We start from the raw sequence: 2,594 nt of genomic DNA on the forward strand, positions 1-2,594 counted from the left end.
GAGGAAAACCAACAATAATTTGACACTATCAGGTTCAATTAAAAATTTGTCTAATCACTAAGATAATGTTAAAATAAGTTGATGAACTTTAGGAGGGTGTTAGATGTCTCAGAGTAGAGAAGACTATGTGAAATTCATCTATGAAAATGGAACTTCACAATTGGTATCAAATAAAATGATTGCTAAAGGGCTGCAAGTATCTGCACCTTCCGTTTCGGAAATGATTGTCAAACTAGCAGCTGAAGGGTTGTTAGAGTATCAGCCTTATCAGGGTGCAGAGTTAACGCCAAAAGGAATTGAAATGGCTAGAAACTTAATTAGAAAACATGAAATTTGGGAGTATTTCTTAGAAAAAGAATTGGGTTATACCAAAGAAGAGGTTCATGATTTAGCAGAAGTTTTAGAGCATTCAACGCCTAATGAGTTGGCCGATCGTTTAGCAAAATATATTCAATATCCTGAATAGAGGTGATTGAACTGTCACTAGAAGCAATGGTTAGAATGAATATGTTATTTAGTTATTATCAAACCTTATTAACTAAAAAACAACAACAAATGTTGGCACTTTATTATGAAGAAGATTATTCATTAGGTGAAATCGCCGAACATTATAAAATCAGTCGACAAGCGGTGCATGATACGATTAAACGTAGTGAAAAAGCGTTAGAACAATACGAAGCCAACCTTGAACTATTGAAAAAACGTAACCAACGTGAAGTATTATTGGATGAATTATTATTAAATCTTGATAATAAAGAACAAGCAACTAACATTATCCACCAATTAAAAGAATATGATGAATAAGTAAAGAGGAGATTTAAATATGGCATTTGAAGGGTTATCGGAACGCCTCCAATCGGCTATTAGCCAAGTAGGTGCAGGAGGGACAATTACTGAAGCAGACTTAAAACAAATGATGCGTGAGATTCGTCTTGCGTTATTAGAAGCGGACGTTAACTTCCAAGTAGTTAAGACATTCGTCAGAAAAGTCAATGAGCGTGCATTAGGTTCGGATGTATTAGCTTCATTATCACCAGCACAACAAGTATTGAAAATCGTTGATGAAGAATTAACGGCCTTAATGGGTGGTGAAATAGAAGAGTTAAATCTTCAATCAGCGCCGCCAACAATCATTATGATGGCAGGTTTACAAGGGGCAGGTAAAACAACCACGGTTGGTAAATTAGCGAAATATGTAACAGAAAAAGGTAAAAAACGTCCATTATTAGTAGCTGCTGACGTTTATCGTCCGGCAGCGATTGACCAATTAAAAACGATTGGGAATCAATTAGGATTTGATGTTTTCAGTTACGGTACAGAAGCGAATCCGGTAGATATTGCACGTGATGCAGTGGCTCAAGCGCGTATACAAGGTAATGAAGTCGTTATTATCGATACGGCTGGTCGTTTACATGTTAATGAAGAATTGATGAATGAGTTACGCAATATTAAAGCAGCGGTTCAACCTCATGAAATCTTATTAACGGTTGATGCGATGACCGGACAAGATGCCGTTAACGTCGCCCAATCCTTTAATGAAGCCTTGGATATTACCGGGGTTGTTATCACTAAGTTAGATGGGGATACCCGTGGTGGGGCGGCCTTATCTATCCGCTCCATTACGAATAAACCAATTAAATTCACCGGACAAGGAGAGCAATTAGATGCTTTAGAACCATTCTATCCAGATCGTATGTCTAGCCGTATTTTAGGTATGGGTGACATGATGACCTTGATCGAAAAAGCCCAAAGAGATTTCGATGAAGCGAAAGCTCAAGAAATGGCTGAAAAGATGAAGGATGCAACCTTTGACTTTAATGACTTCCTAGAACAAATGAATCAAGTTAATAAGATGGGGCCAATCAAAGACATCTTAAAAATGATTCCAGGCGTGAGTCAAATTCCTGGTTTAAATGATGTAAATATCGATGAAAAAGATATGGGACGTGTTAAAGCCATTATTTATTCGATGACACCTGAAGAAAGAGCCAATCCTGATATTATTTCTCAAAGTCGCCGTAAACGGATTGCAGCTGGTTGTGGTCAAACATTAATGGATGTAAACCGCATGATTAAACAATTCAACCAAACACGTGATATGATGAGTCAATTATCCAATGGTAAAATGGGTGGCATGAAGAAAATGATGAATCAAATGCAACAAATGCAAGGCGGTATGCCAGGTATGGGTGGATTACCAGGCATGGGCGGAATGCCACAAATGAGTGACCGCGACTTCATGACACCAGAACAAATTAAAGCAGCTAATGAAGAGAAAAAATTACGACGTTTATTGAAAAAGAAAAAACGCCGTTAGTTAATGGATGAACCGTCTTATATAGATAAAATGAACTTCGGTAAGTTTTAAGTTTAACACCGAAATGTTAATGGAAGAACTGTCTTAGATAGACAAAATGAACATCAGACCGTTTTAGATAACTCGTTTCGTAAGAGGCGGGTTATTTTTATTTGGGTGATACGTGTAATCAAGTAACAATACTGTCACTGTGGAATAGCTAATTCTATTACAGTAAATTGTCTTGTCATGAACGGCATCAAATACTTTGTAAGCGTCCTATAACAGAGTATCTATC

3 protein-coding genes are annotated in these 2,594 nt (G+C 37.2%); all 3 read left to right on the top strand.

All coding sequences use genetic code 11. The features are described from left to right. The first annotated feature begins 103 nt into the window (after nucleotides 1–103). Genes HMPREF2811_RS04605 through ffh form a run of 3 tightly spaced genes read left to right on the top strand, consistent with a single transcriptional unit; the run spans nucleotide 104 to nucleotide 2,317 of the window. On the top strand, nucleotides 104–466 hold the full coding sequence (locus HMPREF2811_RS04605) for a metal-dependent transcriptional regulator (protein ID WP_071408298.1): 363 nt from the start codon (nucleotides 104–106) through the stop codon (nucleotides 464–466). A gap of 26 nt (nucleotides 467–492) precedes the next feature. Then, nucleotides 493–804, top strand: coding sequence for a YlxM family DNA-binding protein (ylxM, locus tag HMPREF2811_RS04610; RefSeq protein WP_141749261.1), 312 nt, complete (start codon nucleotides 493–495; stop codon nucleotides 802–804). Between the two features lie 19 nt (nucleotides 805–823). Next, nucleotides 824–2,317 carry a signal recognition particle protein gene (gene ffh, locus HMPREF2811_RS04615; protein WP_071408299.1) on the top strand — a complete coding sequence of 498 codons (1,494 nt, stop codon included), beginning with the start codon at nucleotides 824–826 and terminating at the stop codon, nucleotides 2,315–2,317. Nucleotides 2,318–2,594: the final 277 nt, after the last annotated feature.

The organism is Globicatella sp. HMSC072A10 (assembly GCF_001811625.1).
In the GTDB taxonomy this organism is placed as follows: Bacteria; Bacillota; Bacilli; order Lactobacillales; family Aerococcaceae; genus Globicatella; species Globicatella sanguinis.